13 protein-coding genes are annotated in these 15,165 nt (G+C 62.6%); 5 read left to right on the forward strand and 8 right to left on the reverse strand.

Annotated features, from left to right (window positions below; genetic code table 11):
• Nucleotides 1–14: 14 nt before the first annotated feature.
• Nucleotides 15–899 (reverse strand): LysR family transcriptional regulator, encoded by an 885-nt coding sequence (locus tag NPS46_RS12225; protein WP_274108065.1) that lies wholly within the window; start codon nt 897–899, stop codon nt 15–17.
• A 108-nt stretch (nt 900–1,007) separates the two neighbouring features.
• Here NPS46_RS12225 and NPS46_RS12230 point away from each other — a divergent pair, with 108 nt between their 5' ends.
• The 4 genes from NPS46_RS12230 to NPS46_RS12245 all read left to right on the forward strand — a co-directional run bounded on the left by NPS46_RS12230 (nt 1,008) and on the right by NPS46_RS12245 (nt 4,410).
• A complete protein-coding gene (locus tag NPS46_RS12230; RefSeq protein WP_274107440.1) occupies nt 1,008–1,340 on the forward strand; it encodes a DMT family transporter in 333 nt (110 codons plus the stop codon).
• 98 nt (nt 1,341–1,438) lie between these two features.
• Nucleotides 1,439–2,614 (forward strand): NAD(P)/FAD-dependent oxidoreductase, encoded by a 1,176-nt coding sequence (locus tag NPS46_RS12235; protein ID WP_274107442.1) that lies wholly within the window; start codon nt 1,439–1,441, stop codon nt 2,612–2,614.
• Nucleotides 2,611–3,423, forward strand: a complete 813-nt coding sequence (locus NPS46_RS12240; protein ID WP_274107444.1) for an aldo/keto reductase — start codon at nt 2,611–2,613, stop codon at nt 3,421–3,423. The genes NPS46_RS12235 and NPS46_RS12240 overlap by 4 nt, the downstream gene beginning before the upstream one ends.
• Before the next feature lie 30 nt (nt 3,424–3,453).
• Entirely contained in the window at nt 3,454–4,410 is a 957-nt protein-coding gene (locus NPS46_RS12245) for a metal ABC transporter ATPase (RefSeq protein WP_274107446.1), read from the forward strand.
• A 57-nt stretch (nt 4,411–4,467) separates the two neighbouring features.
• Here the strand turns inward: NPS46_RS12245 and hldE are convergent, their stop codons facing one another.
• The 4 genes from hldE to msbA all read right to left on the reverse strand — a co-directional run bounded on the left by hldE (nt 4,468) and on the right by msbA (nt 10,054).
• Nucleotides 4,468–5,889, reverse strand: a complete 1,422-nt coding sequence (hldE, locus tag NPS46_RS12250; RefSeq protein WP_274107448.1) for a bifunctional D-glycero-beta-D-manno-heptose-7-phosphate kinase/D-glycero-beta-D-manno-heptose 1-phosphate adenylyltransferase HldE — start codon at nt 5,887–5,889, stop codon at nt 4,468–4,470.
• A gap of 64 nt (nt 5,890–5,953) precedes the next feature.
• Nucleotides 5,954–7,354 carry a PIG-L deacetylase family protein gene (locus NPS46_RS12255; protein ID WP_274107450.1) on the reverse strand — a complete coding sequence of 467 codons (1,401 nt, stop codon included), beginning with the start codon at nt 7,352–7,354 and terminating at the stop codon, nt 5,954–5,956.
• A 4-nt stretch (nt 7,355–7,358) separates the two neighbouring features.
• Nucleotides 7,359–8,255 (reverse strand): GNAT family N-acetyltransferase, encoded by an 897-nt coding sequence (locus tag NPS46_RS12260; protein WP_274107452.1) that lies wholly within the window; start codon nt 8,253–8,255, stop codon nt 7,359–7,361.
• On the reverse strand, nt 8,249–10,054 hold the full coding sequence (gene msbA, locus NPS46_RS12265; RefSeq protein ID WP_274107454.1) for a lipid A export permease/ATP-binding protein MsbA: 1,806 nt from the start codon (nt 10,052–10,054) through the stop codon (nt 8,249–8,251). Before msbA ends, NPS46_RS12260 begins: the two co-directional genes overlap by 7 nt.
• A gap of 124 nt (nt 10,055–10,178) precedes the next feature.
• Here msbA and NPS46_RS12270 point away from each other — a divergent pair, with 124 nt between their 5' ends.
• Nucleotides 10,179–10,838 carry a lipopolysaccharide kinase InaA family protein gene (locus NPS46_RS12270; protein WP_274107456.1) on the forward strand — a complete coding sequence of 220 codons (660 nt, stop codon included), beginning with the start codon at nt 10,179–10,181 and terminating at the stop codon, nt 10,836–10,838.
• Here the strand turns inward: NPS46_RS12270 and NPS46_RS12275 are convergent, their stop codons facing one another.
• From NPS46_RS12275 to NPS46_RS12285, 3 genes are read right to left on the reverse strand one after another with little or no spacing between them, the layout of a single operon-like run.
• Nucleotides 10,839–12,311 (reverse strand): hypothetical protein, encoded by a 1,473-nt coding sequence (locus NPS46_RS12275; RefSeq protein WP_274107458.1) that lies wholly within the window; start codon nt 12,309–12,311, stop codon nt 10,839–10,841.
• A gap of 9 nt (nt 12,312–12,320) precedes the next feature.
• Nucleotides 12,321–13,226, reverse strand: coding sequence for a glycosyltransferase family 2 protein (locus NPS46_RS12280; protein WP_274107460.1), 906 nt, complete (start codon nt 13,224–13,226; stop codon nt 12,321–12,323).
• Nucleotides 13,213–14,967: a carbamoyltransferase family protein gene (locus NPS46_RS12285; protein WP_274107462.1), complete on the reverse strand. Its 1,755-nt coding sequence runs from the start codon at nt 14,965–14,967 to the stop codon at nt 13,213–13,215. Before NPS46_RS12285 ends, NPS46_RS12280 begins: the two co-directional genes overlap by 14 nt.
• Nucleotides 14,968–15,165 lie beyond the last annotated feature (198 nt).

Here is a 15,165-nt window from a genome sequence, read left to right on the forward strand (position 1 = left end):
AGTTTACTGTGTTTTCAACCAATCGCCTGCAAATGCTCGGCAAAACGCTCTGCCAACCAGCTTGCCGCCGGCCCCAGTGGTTCGTCGCGGCGCCAGACCAGCTCAACCACCAACGCTGGCGGCGTCCATTCGCTGACCAGTTCGACCATCTGGCCCTGATAGGCCGGGTACTGCACCACATGCCGGGGCAACCAGGCCCAGCCCAGCCCGCGCATCAACAACTCGGCCATCACGTAAAAGCTGTCGGCACGCCAGACCTGCGGGCTGATGGGCTCCCCGCCGGGGTAACCGCTCAACTGCGGGGAGATCAGCAACTGGCGGTGCCGTGCGAGGTGCTGGTGGGTGATTCGCGTCTCGCGCGCCAGCGGATGGCCAATCGCACAAACTGTAACCATTTCGACACTGCCCAGGGCGCGGCGCTCCAGGGCTGCCGGCATCTGCTCATGGCGAAACAGCAGCCCCAGGTCGGCCCTGCGCTCCACCAGCTTGCGAGCCACATCGCCCTGGGCACCACTGGCCAGTTGCACTTCAACACTGGGGAAGCGCTCGGCCAGTGCCTCCAGGCTATCAAGCACCGGCTGGTAGGGCATGGCCTCATCCTGGGCCAGGCGCAGCCGCGCTTCCTGCCCGCGCATCAGCGCCAGCGCCCGGCCACTCAGGCGCTCGCACTGGCGCAATACTTCGCGGGCTTCATCGAGCAAGGCCTGGCCGGCTTCGGTCAAGCGCGGCTGACGGCCACTGCTACGCTCGAACAAGGTGACGCCCAGGTCGTCCTCCAGCAACGCGATCGCACTGCTGACCGCCGACTGAGCCTTACGCTGCGCACGAGCGACCGCCGAAAACGAACGCTGCTCGGCAACACTGACAAAGAGCCGCAGTTGTTCCAGGTTCCACTGCACATTCATGGCGCAACCCATCTTGATTCCAGATAGGTAATGACTTTACCCCATCTGTCGAAGCCCTAGAATGCCGCCCATCCCCAACAGGCCAACCATGAGACTGACCCCATGAATGCTTACTACTACCTGGCCATCGCGATCTGCGCCGAAGTCATCGCCACCGTTTCCATGAAAGCCATGAAAGGCCTGAGCACACCCATTCCCCTGCTATTGATCGTCTTGGGCTACGGCACGGCGTTCTGGATGCTGACCCTGGTCGTGCGCACGGTCCCGGTCGGCGTGGCCTATGCGGTCTGGGCGGGCATGGGCATCGTGATGGTCAGCATTGCCGCGCTGTTTATCTACGGTCAAAAACTCGACATCCCGGCCATGCTCGGCATGGGGCTGATCGTGCTCGGCGTGGTCGTGATCCAACTGTTCTCCAAGACCGCAGGCCACTGATCGGCACCTGCTCGCGGCACGCAGAGGGCCGCTTGTAGCTGCGGCCTTCGACCGCCGGCCGTATACTTGCGCCTTGTCTTGTCTTTCGAGGTCGCCCCATGCCATCCGCTCTTTCCACCGATGTTCTGATTATCGGCGCCGGTGTGGCCGGGCTCTGGCTCAATGCGCGCCTGCGCGATCAGGGGTTTTCGACGGTGCTGGTAGAAAGCACCAGCCTCGGTGGCGGGCAAAGCGTGAAATCCCAGGGCATCATCCACGGCGGCGCCAAGTATGCGTTGCATGGCGCCCTGACCGGCGCTTCGGAAGCCATTGCCGATATGCCCCGCCGCTGGCGTGAAGCCCTGGCCGGCAACGGCGAGCTGGATCTGCGTGGCGTACGCCTGCTGTCCGAGGCCCACTACTTGTGGTCGCCCGGCACCCTGGCCGGCAATCTCACCAGCTTCTTCGCCAGCAAGGCCGTGCGCGGCCGGGTCGACCAGGTCAAGGGCGACCAATTACCACCCGCCCTGCAGGATCCTCGCTTCAAGGGCAAAGTCTATCGCCTGGCCGAACTGGTGGTCGATGTGCCCAGCCTGATTGCCCGCCTGGCTGAACTGGCCGGCGACAGCCTGCTGGCAGGGCAGCAGATCGAACCCCTGCAGGAGAACGAAGAGCTGGTCGGCCTCAGGGTCGATGGCCGCGAGATCCGTGCCCAGCGCATCGTTTTCAGCGCCGGCGCCGGCAATGCCCAACTGCTCGAAACCCTCGGCTTGAGCCAGCCGGCCATGCAGACCCGCCCCCTGCATATGGTGCTGGTCAAGGGACCGAGCCTGAAGCCGCTCTATGCCCACTGCCTCGGCGGCGGGCCCAAGCCACGGATTACCATCACCACCCACCCGGCCGCCGATGGCCAGTGGGTCTGGTACCTGGGCGGCGATATCGCCGAAGCCGAAGGCGTTGCCCGCGAGCCCGCAGCGCAGATCGCGGCGGCCCAACAGGAACTGGGCAAGCTATTGCCCTGGGTCGACCTGAGCCAGGCACAGTGGGCCACCTTGCGGGTCGAGCGGGCCGAACCGGCGCAGTCGGGCCTGGTTCGCCCGGACAATGCCTTCCTCGCCGACCAGGGCCGCCTGCTGGTGGGTTGGCCGACCAAGCTGGCCTTGGCGCCAGACTTTGCCGACCGCGTGCTCACCGCCTTCAAGCACGACGGCATTGTCCCGAGCACCACCCAGCCCCTGCCCGCACTACCCAGGCCGCCCCTCGCGCAAACTGCCTGGGAGCAATTGCTGCCATGAGCGTACCGACCCTGCACGCACTCCATCGCCCTCTGGGCAACACCGGCCTGACGGTTTCGCCACTGGGCCTGGGCACGGTCAAACTGGGCCGCGACCAGGGCGTGAAGTACCCCAGCGGCTTCCAGATCCCCGATGACGACGACACCCGCCGGCTGCTCAAGCTCAGCCGCGACCTGGGCATCAACCTGATCGACACCGCCCCGGCCTATGGCCGCAGCGAAGAGCGTCTTGGCCCGTTGCTGCGTGGCCAGCGCCAGGATTGGGTGATTGTCAGCAAGGTCGGCGAAGAGTTCGACAACGGTCTCTCGCGCCATGACTTCAGCGCCCGCCACACACGCCTGTCGGTGGAGCGTAGCCTGCAGCGCCTGGAAACCGACTTTATCGACCTCGTGCTGGTGCATTCCGACGGCAACGACCTGGCGATCCTCGAAGACAGCGAGGTCTATCCGACCCTGGCTGCCCTCAAGCGCGAAGGCAAGATCCGCGCCTTCGGCTTTTCCGGCAAGACTGTCGAGGGCGGCCTCAAGGCGCTGGAACAGGGAGACTGCGCCATGGTGACCTACAATCTGAACGAACAGGGCGAGCGGGCGGTCATTGACTATGCCGCCGAACACGGCAAGGCCATCCTGGTGAAAAAGGCCCTGGCCAGCGGCCATGTGTGCCTGGCACCCGGCGTCGATCCGGTACGCGCCAGTTTCGAGCTACTCTTTGGCCAGCCTGGTGTCGCCAGTGCCATTGTCGGCACCATCAATCCGCTGCACCTCGCCCACAATGTGGCGACCGTTGCCCAGGTCATCCGCCAGCAGTGATCCCCGACCCCGACGCAAGAAGGAGCCGACATGCCGCGCACGCTGATCAGAAAGAACCCCAGTGACTTCAAGACCCTGCCACTGTTTGTCGAAGCCACGCCCGAGGGGCTGAACTATCAGGGCATCGGCATGCCACTGAATTTTTCCCAGACCCTGCAAAAACGCAAGCCCGTGACCACGGCCGACAGCGAGCGCTTCGCCGTCGAACTGGCCAATCTTGGGGTGTCCGTACGCCTGACCCTGAACTGGCAAGGTCGCGATTACTGGGTCCTGGTTCGCCAGCGCCGACAGGACCGTGGTGATGTGGTACTCAAGCTGATCTCCGGCTATGTACCGGCCCATGAAATCAACCTGCCGCTGCACACCGCCATCCAGGAAGTGGCCGAGGAGTGCCTGCTGGAGACGCCAGAAGGCTGGCTCAGCGGACGCTTCAACGACACCTGGCTACCGGCGCCCTATGCGGCCGCCCTGCATTACCGCGAAGCCCTGCCCTTTCGCCTGAGCCCGTTGTCCGGGGCCGCGCTGCCCGTGCGCTGCGGCAGCCAGCAACTACTCGAACGCCCTCGCGCCTATGTGCACCTGCCCACGGCCTCACTGCAACTGATCTACGACCTGCGCCTGCAAGTCCCCAAGGAAGCCAAGTCACTGAGCCTGTTCCATGTCGATGAACGCCTGGAAGGCCAGCAACTGGTCGCCCGGCTCAATCGCAGCCGTCCCGACCTGTACTTGATGCCGCTCAAGGAGGGGCAGCCGTGTGCCGAACTCTACACCTTGAAAAAGGATCGCCTGCATCCGGCCAGTACCCGTGGCCTGCACCTGGCGGAGAGCTTTGCACGCCAGGATGGCTGGCTGGTACATGAAGAGCGGATTCGCTGGAAGGACTGGCTACGCCAGCAGGGCCTGGAGCAGCCCAAGCCGGACTCGAAACTCAAGCGCCTGACCGGCAAGGCGCGCCAATTGCTGCGCAGGATGGTGCCGGGCCAGTAAACAAAAACGCGCCGCTGTCCGCCCCCTGGGGATCGGACACCGACGCGCCTGGCGCACTCAGTTTTTGCGGATTTTTTCGACGATGGCCGTGGTCGAGCTGTTTTCCACCAGCCCCAGCACCTTCACGGTGCCGCCATAAGCCTTGACGATATCGGCGCCAACCACCTGGTCGATGCCATAGTCGCCGCCCTTGACCAACACATCCGGCTTGACCTGGGCCAGCAGGTTTTCCGGAGTGCCTTCGGCAAAGCTGATCACCCAGTCCACCGCCCCGAGGCCAGCCAGGACCGCCATGCGCCGGTCGACACTGTTGATCGGTCGGCCAGGGCCTTTCAGGCGACTGACCGAGGCATCGTCATTGACCGCCACGATCAGCCGATCGCCCTGGGCGCGCGCCTGCTCCAGATAGGTCACATGGCCGGCATGGAGGATATCGAAGCAGCCATTGGTAAAGACGATCTTCTCGTTGTGCGCCCGGGCATCGTCCACGGCCAGCAGCAACTGTTCGAGCCCCAGTACGCCGCGCTCGGAACCTTCCTCGCGCTGGATCGCCCGACGCAGTTCCGGCGCGCTGATCGCCGCCGTACCGAGCTTGCCGACCACAATGCCAGCAGCCAGGTTGGCCAGCGCCACCGCGTGGGGCAGGTCTTCACCGGCAGCAATGGCTGCGGCAAGGGTCGAAATCACCGTATCGCCCGCACCGGTTACATCGAAGACCTCGCGAGCGCGAGCCGGCAAATGCAGGGCCGGGTGTTCCGGGCGCAGCAGGGTCATACCATGCTCGCCACGGGTCACCAGCAAGGCGCCCAGTTCCAGGTCGTGCATCAGCTTGGCGCCCTTGGCCACCAGATCGGCCTCGTCGGCGCAACCGCCGACAATGGCTTCGAACTCGCTGAGATTCGGGGTAATCAGGCTCGCGCCACGGTAGATGGAAAAATCCTTGCCCTTGGGATCGGCCAGGACCGGGATACCCCGATCGCGAGCCGCCTGGATCAACATCTGGTGGTTTTTCAGTGCGCCCTTTCCATAGTCGGACAGGACCAGCACCTTGATCCCCTCGAGCAGGCCATCGACCTCAGCGCCCAGGGCCAGTGAATCCGTGGCGAAGGGTTCTTCGAAGTCGATACGCAGCAGTTGCTGGTGACGGCTCATGACTCGCAGCTTGACGATGGTCGGCTGATGGGCGATACGCTGGAACAGCGCCCGGACACCGGCACCTTGCAGGCTGTTGGCCAGGCTATCGGCGGCCTCGTCGTCGCCCGTCACCCCGACCAGCGAGGCCGGTGCGCCCAGGGCGGCGATATTCAGGGCAACGTTGGCGGCACCGCCCGGGCGATCCTCGATTTGCTCGACCTTGACCACCGGCACCGGTGCCTCGGGAGAAATCCGTGAGGTACCACCATGCCAGTAACGGTCGAGCATGACATCGCCGACCACCAAGACAGGGGCTTGATCGAATCGCGGCATGGACAACTTCATGGTGCAACCCACATACAAAATGAACAGGGGCGCGATATTAGCACAGGGTCGAGAGCTGACTGCCTCAATCCGAAAGCTCGCGAACCCAGAAAATCTCGTGACGCCGGACCGCCTTGCGGAAAAATTCGTTGTCACCCGCCGCGGTCCAGCGCCGTCCCGCCAGTACGGCCTGGATCCAGCGCCGGGCGCGCCGCTTGAAGGGTGGGCGCCCTTGCAGATCATGCTCCATGGCCAGGGCCATGGCCTTGTCGAGTTGCGTCGAAGCGTCCAGCAGCGGGCTCCAGAGCCTGTCCGGCGGGAGCGCCTCGATGGCCGGCGGCAGGGCAATGCCCGCGCCGGCCGGGCCCATGGGCCAGCGGTCGTTGTCATGCAGGTGGTTGGCATACAGCAACGCCGTGCGCGGCTTCCATCGGCTGAGCGCAATGGCCTCGAACAGCGCCCGGGTGCTGGCGACATGATCCGAATGAGGGTCCAGCTCCGGATGGGGCGTGACCACTACGTCGGGCTCGAAGTGCTCAAGCAGCGCCACCAGATCGGCCAGCAAATTATTCCAGTGCGGTAGTCCGTCCACATCCGCAGGCAACGGTAACGAATTATTGCGACGCACACTGCGGATATCACTTTCACCCGACTCGCGCGAGCCAAAGGCCGTCGAGGGCGCCTCGGCCATGGACGGCAACTGCAGGCAGTAGTAACCCAACTGCACGCAACGCGCAGGCGCCACGCCGCCCCACAACGGAATGGCCAGGCTGTCCCAACTGCGCAGGCGCCCCTTGAGGGTGGCCGCCTGTTGCGGGTCCAGACCCAGCGCCTGGAACGCCTCGGCCTCGATCTCGCCCTGGGTCAAGGTCACGATACTGGTCTCGCGGCTGCGACTGTACAGACCGAACGCCGCCAGTTCCGCATCGTCCGCATGGGGCGCTAGCACCATCAGCCGCTGCTGGGCGTAGTCCGGATTGCTCATGACATGCAGGGTCGCGGTCGTGGCCAGCCGACAATATTGCCCGGACACCCCGAGCGTGCCGTCGGCCAGCGCGGCCTGCTGCCCGGACAGGTTGAGATAGCGCCGCCCGGCTACACCGCGCTCGAAATCCTGGCGGTCTGCACCCATCAACACCCGTGGATCCAGCCAGCGGCCCAGCCAGGTGGCACGCAGCTCGACTTCAAGGATCAGCGTCTCGCCCGTGGCCAGCGCCTCGCTCAGTTGCACGCGACCTGCCGTCAGCGCGACCGACTGGCGGGCCGTGCCCTGTGGGAAAGCGTAGCGGTAGTCATTGCCCGGATCGTAGAACAGGTGATCGGCAAACCAGGCCTCGTGGGCGACCCAGCCCAGCACCAGCAGCAGGGGCACCAGCCACCAGGCCAGCAACACACCCACCAGCGCCAACAGCACCAGCGCCACCAGCAGGAACAGGCGCTTACTGCGTCGGTGGGCCTTGAGGAGTTGCTGCTTACGTGCACTCATGGGCTCAGACCTGATAGACCGGTACCGTATGGCACCAGCGATCCTTGTATTCGCGATCGGCCCGCCCGAACGAGTAGCGCAGCGGCTTGCCCAACGCCCGCGCCTGCTCCCAGGCCTGCTGGGTATTGACGAAGCTGAGCACGCTGCCCGGGCTGAAATCACGGCTTTGCGGGTCGACCCCGCCATTGATGTACTCCAGCGAGATCCACTGGGGCGCCTCGACCCAGTACAGGATCTGGATCGCCACCGGCGCCGACTCGAGCATCACCACCGAGCCGGTCATGAATTCGCGCAGCAGCCCGAAGACTTCCATCAGACCGGCCTTGCCCGGCACCTCGAACCCCCAGCGCCGCTGGAACAGATCGCTGTAGGCCGCCACCTGTTCGGCAACCGACAGCGCCTGCATCGGCTGCAGCGTGCCACCCGCCTCTTCCAGCAGGCGCAGTTCACGGCGTTGGTTATAACGAAACTTCTTCGAGTAATCCTCGGGCGCCCGGGCCAGCGCGAGCCCCTGGGGCTGTTCGCGCAGGGTACTGATCTGGGTTTTATTGAGCTCGGACACATAGGCCATGCGCTGGCGCACCGGCACCTGGACCTCGGGGGCGATAGGCAGAATGATTTCCGCATTGCCCATATCCAGCAGCCCGCGTTTACCCTCACGCTTCAGCGCGTCCTTGGACAGCGCCAGAAAGCGCCCCCAGCACGGCACGGCCGCCACGATCCGGCCCTCGACCTGCCAGCCGAGGTAGCGCACAGGAATACCGACAAACCCCGACAGGCGCTCGACCACCTGGGGATGCGTGGCGAAGCTGCCACCGAATTCGTGCCAGGCGCGCTCGTACGCCTGTGCATCGATCTCGTTCCAGCCGCGCTCGCGCCAGGTGCGCCAGTGACTCAGCATGACGCCGAACCACCGGCATCATCTTCGAGTTCCTTGGCGTGCAGACGGGTGTAATAGCCATTCTGCGCCAGGAGTTCGAGATGGCTGCCACGCTCGACAATCCGCCCTTCGTCCATCACCAGAATCATATCGGCCTTCTCGATGGTGGTCAGTCGATGGGCAATCACGATGGTTGTCCGGTCCTTGACCACATGGTCCAACGCAGCCTGGATATGCCGCTCCGACTCGGTATCGAGTGCCGAAGTCGCCTCATCGAGAATCAGCAACGGCGCATCCTTGAGCAGGGCCCGGGCAATCGCCAGGCGCTGGCGCTGGCCCCCGGACAGCAGCACACCGTTCTCACCGACCATGGTGTCGTAGCCCTGAGGCATCTTGACGATGAATTCATCGGCATAGGCTTCGCGCGCAGCCCGACGAACTTCCTCGGCAGGCGAACCGGCCAGGTCGCCGTAGGCAATATTGTTGGCGACGGTGTCGTTGAACAGCGTGACCTGCTGCGTGACCAAGGCGATATGCTGACGCAGATTGCGCAGGGTGAAATCCTGGATCTCGACATCGTCGAGCAGGATCTGGCCCTGTTCATGCTGGTAAAAACGTGGGATCAGGCTGGCTAGCGTCGACTTGCCACTGCCAGAGCGGCCCACCAACGCCACCATCTGGCCCGGCTCGACGACAAAGCTGATGTCATTGAGGACTTGCTTGTCGCTTTCCGGGTATTGGTAGCTGAGGTTACGTACTTCCAGGCGACCTTCGACGCGATCGCGCTCCACGCGGCCGTTATCGACTTCCGGCTCCTCATCGAGCTGTTCGAAAATACTCTCCGCGCCGGCGACGCCTTTCTGAATGGTCGAACTGACTTCCGACAGCTGGCGGATTGGCTTGGGGAGCAACCCCGCCATGGTGATATAGGCCACCAGATCACCCGCCGAGGCGTCTCCACGCAGGAACAGCACCAGGAACATCACCACCGCCATGGCGGTGTAGGTCACCAGTTGCAAGGTCGGCGTGTAGACCGCACCGGTCTTGGTCATAGTCAGCTGTTTATCGGTATTGCTCTGGCTGGCCTGCTCGAAGCGCTGCTTCTCGTAAGCCTCGCCACCGAAGCTGCGCACCACCCGGTAACCATGAATGGTTTCGGAGGCAACATGGGTCACATCGCCCATGGACACCTGGATCTTCTTGCTCTGCTTGCGAAATTTTCGACTGGTGCTGCTGACCATCAACCCGATGATCGGCAGGATCGCGAGCATCACCAGGGTCAATTTCCAGTTCATCCACAACAGGGTGCAGAACAGGAAGACCACGGTCATGCCCTCGCGGATCACCACTTTAATGGCATCGGTCGCGGCGCCCGTGACCATGGTCACGTTAAAGGTGATGCGTGAGATCAGGTGCCCGGAGTTGGTCTTGTCAAAGTACCGGTTCGGCAACTCCAGCAGTTTGTTGAACAGCACCACCCGCAGGTCATGGACCAGGCCCAGTGATACCCGCGCCAGGAAGTAGTTGCCCAGGAAGGAGCCGACCCCCTGCCACGCGGCGATGGCGACGATCATCAGTGGCACCGCCTGCAGCAATTGCAGGTGGCCCAGATAGGCGTTGCCCGGGAACAGGCTCGCCTCGGGATTGGCCAGGCCGTCCACGAAGTACTTGAGGATGTAGGCCAGCATCGGTTGGGTCGAGGCAAAAATCAGAAACCCGAGAATGCTCAATAGAAACAGGCCGATGTACGGCTTTACATAAGTCAGCAGACGAAAGTAGATCGCCAGCGTGGATTGGGCGCGAGGCTCAGGACTGCTCATGGGAATCCGCATATATCGAGGAGTCGCGAATGATATCACAGCCCCCTTTTGCGCCAACCGGGCTGACCAGGGGCCAGCGCCGGCCAAGTCGGTTAATATGGACGGCTTCTGTTTGGGGGTAAGCATGCAAGCGATTGATCACAGCACCTATATGGCACTGCGCGAAGGCGCCAGCGTGCTGGAAGCCGACGGCTCCGGCGACAAGGTGCTGCGTTTGCACGATGGGCGCATGCTCAAGCTGTTTCGCCGCAAGCGGTTGCTCAGCTCTGCGCTGTTCTACCCCTACGCCCAACGTTTCGCCGATAACTGCCAGGCCCTGCGCCAGCGTGCGATCCCCTGCCCCGAGATCATCGCGGTCTATCGCATTCCCAGTATCCAGCGCGATGGGGTGTACTACGCGCCACTGCCCGGGGAAACCGTGCGCCAGCTCCAGGCCACGGGAGAGTCGGCGCAATCACTGCGCGTCCAGTTGGGCCGGTTTATCGCCCAACTGCACGAGCAAGGCGTGTACTTTCGCTCCCTGCACTTCGGCAATATCGTCCTGACGCCGCAAGGCGAGCTGGGGCTGATCGATATAGCCGACCTGCGCTGCCAGCGCCGCGCACTCAGCAGCGGCAAACGACTGCGCAACTTCCACCACTTGCTGCGCTACAAGACCGACCACCAATGGCTGCTGGGCGAGGATCGTGGCGCGACCTTTCTGGAAGGCTATCGCCAGGGGCTCAAGCCCGCCGCCCGCAATGGGCAGTTGGTTGAGCGCCTGGGGCAACTGTTCAATCAGTGATCAGTCGCCGATGATCAGCACAGTGGCTTTCTTGCGATTGGCGAACTCGGCCAGCACGCGTTTGTTGTTGCGTGCCAGCCACTCCTGAAGCCAGGGCTCGTCACTGCGAGCGTCGATCACGAAGTAGCGATAGGCGCCAGCACGCTCAGGCGTCATTTCCCGTTCACGCGCTCGAAACGAAGAAGCATAGCCTCGACCCGCGTAGTAGCTGACACGCCCATCCTCGTAGAAAACTGCGGCCTTAGGGTCGATGTTGGCTTCGACCCACTGTGCCGCCTCAATGTATTGAGTTTTGCGCGCGCCCGTGGAGACAACATTGGACAGCATCACCAGCACGCCGATCACCACCAGGGCCTTGCCCAGGCGTGGAAAGCGGGCAGCGAAAACGCTGAGCGCCACCGCCACAAGTGGCACGGTCAGCAGATCAAGGAAGCTGATATAACGCGAAATAACGAACTGGTTTCGAATAAAGAACAGCATCAGCACCACAACATACAGCAGTGCCGCCCAGGCGAAAGGACGGTACTCATCCCAGTAGGTCCGCAGGCTCTGCCAACCGGAGCGATGGAGAAATGGCACCGAGAACGGCCCCAACAGCTTTACAAACGAGATCAAAACCGTCGCCAACATACCGAAGAACACAATTTGCCCGGCCTGCCCCTTCGAATAATCGTTGATCAGGGTGCCGGCAAACTGCTCGGATAACTGCTGAAGCGAAGCAAAGACGCGCTGAGGATTGATCATCGCCACAAAGAAGTCGATACGACTGGACGACAGCTCGCCATGAACGGCCAGTGCAACAATCAACAGCCCCCCGCCCACGACTGGTAGCAGGGAAAACTCTAAAAACCGTCGACGACGCTCCTGGGAAAAGAGGTTCGGCAATTGCCACAACCCCAGCGCTGGCAGGAGCATTAACGCTTCGAAGCGAAAAAAAGCCGCGCCCAAAATGGCCAGATGGATAAAGCCCGCACGCACCCAACCGCCACGTGACTGCCAGCGTAGGGCCAGCCAAAGCGTCAGCACGCAGAAAAACCAGAAGCCAAACTCACGCAGAATATCATTACGATAAGCATTGACCGCCGGCATGGCCAACACCACCAGACAGGCCCAGACCGCCGCCTGCGGGGTACGCTGGCGTACGCAGTCAACCATCAACGCGCAACTACCCGCCAGAAAAAGCGTGCACCACAAATAAGCGCACAGTTCGATCGGCAGGTGGAGAACCCGATGGGTACCCGCCAACAAAAAGGCGAACCAGGGCCAGTCGAAGGCCTTTGCCGCTTGAGGCCCCTGATCGGCGATCTGTTGCGCGATGGTCAGGTAGAACGCAGCATCACGCGCCACCGTCACCACGCCCGCAATCGCGATCAGCGACAGCAGCAGGCTACCCAGGAAAGCCAATCGTACCGGATACGTATTGACCACTCTCGAAACGACTGCCGCCCATCCCATCTTGAAATCCATCCCCATACCAAAATCCTAAGCTTTTACCAGCACACGCAACGCTTTGCGTAAATAGGTCCAACGCACTGCCTGCAACGGGCTCAAGCCCAGGGCAGTCAGGTAGAAATGCCGCGCCTGGCGAACATCCCCGCCCAGCAGCGCCGCACGAAACAGCGATAGATAACGCTGGGCGGTGTATCGCTTGATCAGCGGCTGACACTCGGCTGGCAGGCTGGCAAAGACCTCGCGCACCATCCCCAGCGCCACTTCTTCTTCGTTATGGCGGTTGTGCCGCAAGCTGTCGGCGTGTTTATGAATCCGCGCCAATGGCTCCGGCGTCACCGCGACTTTGGCATTGACCAACAGATAGGTGAACACCGCGATATCTTCGCCCGTGCGCAAATGCTCTGGATACGGCCGCTGCAACAGCAGCTCCCGACTGAACAAAGTGCAGCAATGGGAAATCGAAATACGCTTTTGCAGCAGATAACGACGCGCCAGCTCATATGCGCTAGCGGCCGGGACCGGCGTGGGCAGGCGCAAACGCTCGCGACCATCGGGGTCGACTGAAATCTGCGCACCCAGCACCAACCCGGCGTCCGGATTGTCCCGCAGCACGCCACGCAAGACCTGCAATGCATTGGGCAACAACTCGTCGTCCGCATCGAGCAGCAACACATAGCGCCCGCACGCACGGCGAATACCCTGGTTGCGGGCCGCTGCGGCGCCGGCATTGGCCTGGTCGATCAATTGCAGTTGCGGATGACGCTCGCGCAATCCCGACAACACCGCCAGGGTGTCATCGGTGGAGCCGTCATTGACCACAATCAACTCGATGTCGTCTGCCCACTGGCAGAACACCGACGCCAATGCCCTGGGCAGCAGGTGCGCGTAGTTGTAGGCCGGTACTACAACACTGATCAGGACCTCAGCGGTCGGCATAATCGCTGGCGCCATCTTTGACGACCAAGATGTCTTCCATGATCAGGTACTGCAGGTCCGAACCGAAGAACATGTTCAGGGCATCGGTCGGGGAACAGATCATCGGTTCGCCACGGCGGTTCAACGACGTATTGAGCGACACACCGTTGCCGGTCAGCACTTCCAGGGCCTTCATCATGTCGTAGTAGCGCGGGTTGTATTCACGCTTGAGCACCTGGGCGCGCGAGGTGCCATCTTCATGAACCACTTCCGGCACACGGGTTTTCCACTCCTCGGACACTTCGAAGGTGAAGGTCATAAAGGGCGCAGGATGATCGACCTTGATCATCTGCGGACCGACCGTGTCGAGCATGGACGGGCAGAAAGGCCTCCAGCGCTCGCGGAACTTGATCTGCTCGTTGATCCGGTCAGCCACGCCGGCGCTGCTTGGGCAGCCGATGATCGAGCGCCCACCCAGGGCGCGCGGGCCGAACTCCATGCGGCCCTGGAACCAGGCCACCGGATTGCCGTCGACCATGATCTGGGCAATGCGCTCGGGCATGCGGTCGATCTGGCGCCATTTCGGCGCGCTCGGGTGGCGGGCGCAGGCGGCGATCACATCTTCGTTGCTGTAGGACGGGCCGAGATAGACGTGTTCCATCTTCTCCACCGGCACACCGCGTGCGTGGGACACATAGGCCGCAGCACCGACCGCGGTGCCGGCGTCGCCGGAAGCCGGCTGGACGAACAGCTCCTTGACCTCGGGACGGGCAATGATCTTCTGGTTCAGCTTGACGTTCAGCGCGCAGCCGCCGGCGAAGGCGATCTTGCCGGTTTCCTTGAGGATATCGCCCAAGTAGTGGTCGATCATCTGCAGGGCCAGCTTTTCGAACAGCGCCTGCATGCTCGCCGCGTAATGGATGTACGGCTCGTCGGCGATATCGCCTTCGCGCTTGGGCCCCAGCCACTCGATCAGCTTGGGCGAGAAGTAGAAACCCTTGCCCTTTTCCTTGTAGCGACGCAGGCCGATGACGTTGGCGTATTCGGTGTTGATCACCAGTTCGCCATTTTCGAACGAAGCCAGGCGCGAGAAATCGTACTTGCTGGCATCGCCATAAGGCGCCATGCCCATGACCTTGAATTCGCCATCGAGCATTTCGAAACCGAGGAACTCGGTAATCGCGCCGTACAGGCCGCCGAGGGAGTCCGGATCGAAGAATTCCTTGATCTTGTGGATCTTGCCGTTCTCGCCGTAGCCGAAGAACGTGGTGGCGTACTCACCCTTGCCGTCGATCCCCAGGATCGCGGTTTTCTCCTTGAAGCCGGAGCAGTGGTAAGCGCTGGAGGCGTGGGCCAGGTGGTGCTCGACCGGTTCGATCTTGATTTTCTTCGGATCGAAGCCCAGTTGCTCCAGGCACCAGACAATCTTGTTGCGATAGCGCTTGTAGCGGCGGTTACCCATCAACAGCGCGTCGAGGGCGCGGTCCGGCGCATACCAGTAGCGCTTGGCGTAGTGCCAGCGGGCCTTGCCAAACAAGCTGATCGGGGCGAAGGGAATCGCGACGACATCGACGTCGGATGGCTTGATACCCGCCTGCTCCAGGCAGAACTTCGCCGATTCGTAGGGCATGCGGTTCTTTGCGTGCTTATCACGCACGAAGCGCTCTTCTTCAGCGGCCGCGACCAGCTTGCCGTCGATATACAGGGCTGCGGAAGGATCATGGCTAAGGGCGCCGGACAGGCCAAGAATCGTCAATGCCACAGGGGTCTAGCCTCTTTAAGTCTGCATGCAGGCGACGGGCGCCTGGGAAAATGAGTCCGCGCCAGGGGCGGGGGAAACTGCTAAAGGGCGGGATTATAGCGTAAAGATGGCCAGGGTTGCCGCCGACTTCGAGGCCGCGTTCAGGGGCCCGACAGCCGCTGATAAACACCCGACAGACACTAAAGAACAGTATGGTGC

Origin of the sequence: Pseudomonas putida (assembly GCF_028682395.1) — a bacterium.
In the GTDB taxonomy this organism is placed as follows: domain Bacteria; phylum Pseudomonadota; class Gammaproteobacteria; order Pseudomonadales; family Pseudomonadaceae; genus Aquipseudomonas; species Aquipseudomonas putida_AB.

Excerpts from the sequence above, each read along its gene's own strand:
- NPS46_RS12270 (WP_274107456.1), top strand. The coding sequence starts at position 10,179 with ATGCAAGCGATTGATCACAGCACCTATATGGCACTGCGCGAAGGCGCC.
- NPS46_RS12235 (WP_274107442.1), top strand. The coding sequence starts at position 1,439 with ATGCCATCCGCTCTTTCCACCGATGTTCTGATTATCGGCGCCGGTGTG.
- NPS46_RS12280 (WP_274107460.1), bottom strand. The coding sequence starts at position 13,226 with ATGCCGACCGCTGAGGTCCTGATCAGTGTTGTAGTACCGGCCTACAAC.
- NPS46_RS12255 (WP_274107450.1), bottom strand. The coding sequence starts at position 7,354 with ATGAGTGCACGTAAGCAGCAACTCCTCAAGGCCCACCGACGCAGTAAG.
- NPS46_RS12260 (WP_274107452.1), bottom strand. The coding sequence starts at position 8,255 with ATGCTGAGTCACTGGCGCACCTGGCGCGAGCGCGGCTGGAACGAGATC.
- hldE (WP_274107448.1), bottom strand. The coding sequence starts at position 5,889 with ATGAAGTTGTCCATGCCGCGATTCGATCAAGCCCCTGTCTTGGTGGTC.
- NPS46_RS12245 (WP_274107446.1), top strand. The coding sequence starts at position 3,454 with ATGCCGCGCACGCTGATCAGAAAGAACCCCAGTGACTTCAAGACCCTG.
- NPS46_RS12230 (WP_274107440.1), top strand. The coding sequence starts at position 1,008 with ATGAATGCTTACTACTACCTGGCCATCGCGATCTGCGCCGAAGTCATC.
- NPS46_RS12275 (WP_274107458.1), bottom strand. The coding sequence starts at position 12,311 with ATGGGGATGGATTTCAAGATGGGATGGGCGGCAGTCGTTTCGAGAGTG.
- msbA (WP_274107454.1), bottom strand. The coding sequence starts at position 10,054 with ATGAGCAGTCCTGAGCCTCGCGCCCAATCCACGCTGGCGATCTACTTT.
- NPS46_RS12240 (WP_274107444.1), top strand. The coding sequence starts at position 2,611 with ATGAGCGTACCGACCCTGCACGCACTCCATCGCCCTCTGGGCAACACC.